Origin of the sequence: Sphingopyxis sp., assembly GCF_036402335.1 — a bacterium.
In the GTDB taxonomy this organism is placed as follows: Bacteria; Pseudomonadota; Alphaproteobacteria; order Sphingomonadales; family Sphingomonadaceae; genus Sphingopyxis.
Genome location: NZ_DASWTD010000167.1, coordinates 1 through 4,427 on the forward strand (window position 1 = coordinate 1; position 4,427 = coordinate 4,427).

4 protein-coding genes are annotated in these 4,427 nt (G+C 65.0%); 3 read left to right on the forward strand and 1 reads right to left on the reverse strand.

Features of this window, described 5'->3' with window-relative positions:
- The 3 genes from VGD20_RS05180 to creD form a co-directional block, all read left to right on the forward strand.
- Window positions 1–588 (forward strand): TorF family putative porin (locus VGD20_RS05180; RefSeq protein WP_331133424.1); only part of this gene is annotated, 588 nt, incomplete at its 5' end.
- Between the two features lie 260 nt (window positions 589–848).
- Window positions 849–1,580 carry a TorF family putative porin gene (locus VGD20_RS05185; protein ID WP_331133425.1) on the forward strand — a complete coding sequence of 244 codons (732 nt, stop codon included), beginning with the start codon at window positions 849–851 and terminating at the stop codon, window positions 1,578–1,580.
- Between the two features lie 178 nt (window positions 1,581–1,758).
- Complete coding sequence (gene creD / locus VGD20_RS05190; protein ID WP_331133426.1) at window positions 1,759–3,237, forward strand: cell envelope integrity protein CreD; 1,479 nt, start codon at window positions 1,759–1,761, stop codon at window positions 3,235–3,237.
- An 85-nt stretch (window positions 3,238–3,322) separates the two neighbouring features.
- Here the strand turns inward: creD and VGD20_RS05195 are convergent.
- The coding region (locus tag VGD20_RS05195; RefSeq protein WP_331133427.1) for an alpha-hydroxy acid oxidase at window positions 3,323–4,427 on the reverse strand (1,105 nt) is incomplete at its 5' end.

The following is a 4,427-nucleotide window of genomic DNA, read 5'->3' on the forward strand; positions in this document are numbered from 1 at the left end:
AACGAAAAGGTCGCGGTACAGCCGACGCTGACCGTCAGCCACGACAGCGGCTTTTATGTCGGCGCCTGGGGCTCCTCGCTTCCCGACAGCGACGCCTATGGCAAGTTCGAACTCGACCTCTACGGCGGCTATGCGACCGAAATCGCGCCGGGTACGACGGTTGACGTCGGCGTCACTTGGTACACCTATCCGGGCAGCCACGACGGCGGCGCGCCGACCGACTATTTCGAGGCGATCGGCAAGCTGTCGCACGACATCGGTCCGCTTTCGGCGACCGGCACCGTCGCCTATGCCTGGGACCAGAAGTCGCTGGGCGACGACAGCTGGTACTTCAACCTCGGCCTCGGCTACGGCATCCCGAACACCCCGGTCACGCTCAATGCTGGCGTCGGCTACGCCGATGGCTCGCTCGCGCTGACTGCACCCGACGGCAATTATATCGACTGGTCGCTCGGTGCGTCCTATGTCGTCGGTCCGGCGACGCTCTCGGTGCAATATGTCGACACCGACATCAAGAAGACGGGCATCAAGGCCGACGACACACTCTTCGATCCAACCGTGGTCTTTACGCTGGGCGTTTCTTTCTGAACGCCTGACGGGTCAGCGACCACGCGCTAGGGGGACGGCTTCGGGGGAGGCCGTCCCCCTTTTTCGTGCGCGCCTTCGCGCGCATGTTGCAAAAAAGTCGCATTGGATAGCGCAGATGTGCCTGCGTCGATTTTTTTGTTTGTGCGGCGCAGGAATTTCGTCGACACAAGGGACACGCAAGACCGGATCGGCCCGAAAAGAGGCTGGCCGTCGCGCGGCAGGCAGGGACGATCCATCAATCTTGATACAGGGATCTGTCCATGAAAAATCTTTCCCGCGCATGCCTTGGCATGCTCATCGCCGTTTCGGCGCTTCCCGCCACCGCTTATGCCCAGGAAGAAGAGTCGGGCGACGGCATCACGATCACCGGCAGCGCCACCGTCGTCAGCGATTATCGTTTCCGCGGCTTCAGCCAGTCGGACGAAGAGGCCGCGATCCAGGGCGGCTTCACCATCGGGCATGACAGCGGCCTCTATGTCGGCACCTGGGGGTCGAGCATCGGGTTCAACAACGGCACCGAAATCGACGTCTTCGCCGGTTTCGCGAAGGAAGTGTCGCCCGGCCTGACCGCCGATGTCGGCGCGACGCTCTATCTCTATCCCGGTGCGTCCAACACGTCGGTGATCGAGCCCTATGCCTCGCTGACTGGCGCGATCGGTCCGGCGACGGTGAAGGGTGGCATCGCCTGGGCGCCCGGCGGCCAGGATTCGCTCGGCGACGCGAGCGCGGTCTATCTCTACAGCGATGTGGGCGTGCAGATCCCCGACACGCCGGTGAAGCTGAAGGGCCATTTCGGCTATGCCAAGAGCGACAGCTTCCTCGGCGGCCTCGACGGCGATGTGATCGACTATTCGGTCGGTGTCGATTTTACCTGGAAAGTGCTCACGCTCGGCGTCGCCTACGTCAACACCGATGCGCCGAAGACTCTCGGCTACAAGGAATCGGTGGGCGCCGACGGCGCGGTGGTCTTTTCGCTCGGCGCGTCTTTCTGACGCCGGGCCGGGGCGGCTTCAGGGGGAAGCCGCCCCCTCCATTTCGCACAAGCAGGACAGGAAAGCGGCCCGCGAGGCCGCTTTTTTCGTGCCCGTGCGCTTCGCCGCAACGCGCTTGACCGCATCGATGAACCGTGCAATTTCATCGACGAGTTGAAGCAGCGGAGTTTGATCCCCCATGACTCAAGCCTCTCAAAGCGTTTCCGTTCCTCCCGTCCCGCCCGCAAGGAGCGAGCGAAGTCCCGGCATCAAGCTGGTCATCGCGGTGCTGATCGCGGTCGCGCTGATGGTTCCCCTTTTGATGATTTACGGCCTGCTCTGGGATCGCCAGCAGCAGGCGCAGACCGCGCAGGCCTCGATCGGACAGGGCTGGGGCGGGCAACAGACGATCGCCGGGCCGGTGATCGTCATCCCCTATCGCGCGACCGAGACGAATAGCGTGACCGAAAATGGCAAGGACGTCACGCGGACCGTCAACACGATCCGCAACCTCTATCTCTCGCCGCAGTCGAACACCGCCGATGTCGTCATCAAGCCGGAGAAGCGGCGGAAGGCGATTTACGAGACCGTCGTCTATGAAAGCCAGATTGCGGGGAGCGCTACCTTCGCATTGCCCGCCGACATCGCGCGCTTTGGCGTCGCGCGCGAGGCGCTGATGCTCGACCGCGCCGAAGTGCGCCTCGGGATCAGCGACGCACGCGGGCTGGTCGACGGCAACAGTGTCGCGGTCAATGGCACCCCGCTCGCGCTCCAGCCGGGCAAGGGGCTGCTCTCCACCGGCAATTCGGGGACCTTCGCGTTCGTCGACTGGAGCGCCGGCGCACCGCTCAAGGTCGATTACAGGATCGGCGTGCGCGGGCTCGGCGATTTCAAGCTGATCCCGCGCGGTGTCGACACCCGCTGGACGGTGAAGTCGACCTGGCCGAACCCGAGCTTCGGCGGCGATTTCCTGCCCGCCAAGCGCAGCGTGACGGGCAGCGGTTTCACCGCGACCTATGCTGTTCCGAACCTCGCGCTGGGGCAGGCGCAGGTGTTGACGGGCGACCTGTCGCCGCCGGTCACGAGCCATTATTCGGGCGACAATGGCCCGCGCTACGCCGAAGTGGCCGAGGCGACCGCGGTGGCGAGCGACGGCAGCAACGTGGAAAGTTCGGGCGGTACGGCGAAGGCGGTCGCGATCAGCCTTGTCGAACCCGTCGACCTCTACAGCCAGGTCGATCGCAGCATCAAATACGGCTTCCTGTTCATCGGCTTTACCTTCGTCGCCTTCCTGATGTTCGACATCATCGCGGGTGCGAAGGTGGCACCGGCCGAATATCTGCTGACCGGCGTCGCGCTGGTGCTGTTCTTCGTGCTGTTGCTCGCCTTTGCCGAGGTGATCGGTTTCACCTTCGCCTATATGCTGGCATCGGCGGCGATCATCGGGCTGCTCGCTTTTTACAGTGCGGCGGTGCTGAAGAGCTGGAAGCGTGCGCGCTTCCTCGCAGCGATGCTGATCGGCCTTTATGCGCTGCTCTACGTGCTGCTGAACCTCGAGGCCTATTCGTTGCTCATCGGGTCGGTGCTGATGTTCTTCGCCCTCGCCGGGGTGATGTACATGACCCGCAACATCGACTGGGGCGGGCTTGGCAAGAAGGAGGAGGTTGCGGCGGCGTAGGTGTACCCCGGCGAAGGCCGGGGCCCACGAAACGTAGCGCGAGGTAGAATGGGCCCCGGCTTTCGCCGGGGTTCACATCATTCGACTACCGCCAGCGCAAATTATGGGGGCCGAGATCCGCGAGGGTCCTGGCCCCCATCAATTTCATGCCGCGCTCCATTTCGGCGCGGAGCAGCGCGATCGCGCGCGCGACGCCGTCTTCGCCCGCGGCAGCGAGTGCGTAGAGATAGAGGCGCCCGCCCGAGCAGGCCCTGGCGCCGACCGACAGCGCTTTCAGCACATGCGTCCCGCGCGTGATGCCGCCGTCGCAGATCACCTCGACCCGGTCGCCCACCGCATCGACGATCTCGGCGAGCGCGTCGAAGGGGGAGATGCTGCCGTCGAGCTGGCGCCCGCCATGGTTCGACACCATGATCGCGGTCGCGCCGATGTCGGCGGCGCGTTTGGCATCCTCGACCGCGACGATGCCCTTGAGGCAGAAGGGGCCATCCCACTTCCTGCGGATCGCTTCGGCGCGTTTCCAGTCGAGGCTCTGGTCGAGCATCGAGGTGAAATATTCGGCGACCGATTTGGGCACGCTCGACCCTTCGGAGACGTGCGTCGCGAGATTGGGCAGGCTGAATTTCTCGCGCAGCACATAGTTGAGCCCCCAGCCGGGTTTGGCGGCGTAGCTCAGCATGTTCGACGCGGTGAAGCGCGGCGGCGAGGTGAAGCCCGAGCGCAGGCAGCGTTCGCGATTGCCGCCGACGATCGTATCGACCGTCAGTGCGACGGCGTCGAACTTTGCGTCGCGCGCGGCGTCGAGCATCGCCTGGTTGAGCCCTTCGTCGTGGTGGACATAGAGCTGGAACAGCTTGGGCCCGTCGGTGAGCGCGCCCGCCTCGGCGAGGCTGATCGTCGCGAGGCTCGATATGCCCGCGACCGTGCCCGCGTTCGCCGCGGCGCGGAGCACGGCGCGCTCGCCCTGCCAGTGAAAGAGGCGCTGGAGTGCGGTCGGCGAGAGGAAAAGCGGCATCGCCATCTCGCGCCCGAAGAGCGTCGTCTTCATGTCGACGCTCGCGACCCCGGCGAGGACGCGCGGGATCAGGTCGCAGTCGTCGAACGCTTCGCGGTTGCGGCGGCGAGTGACTTCGTCGTCGGCGGCGCCGTCGATATAGTCGAACACCGGCCAGGGCAGGCGCCGCTTCGCG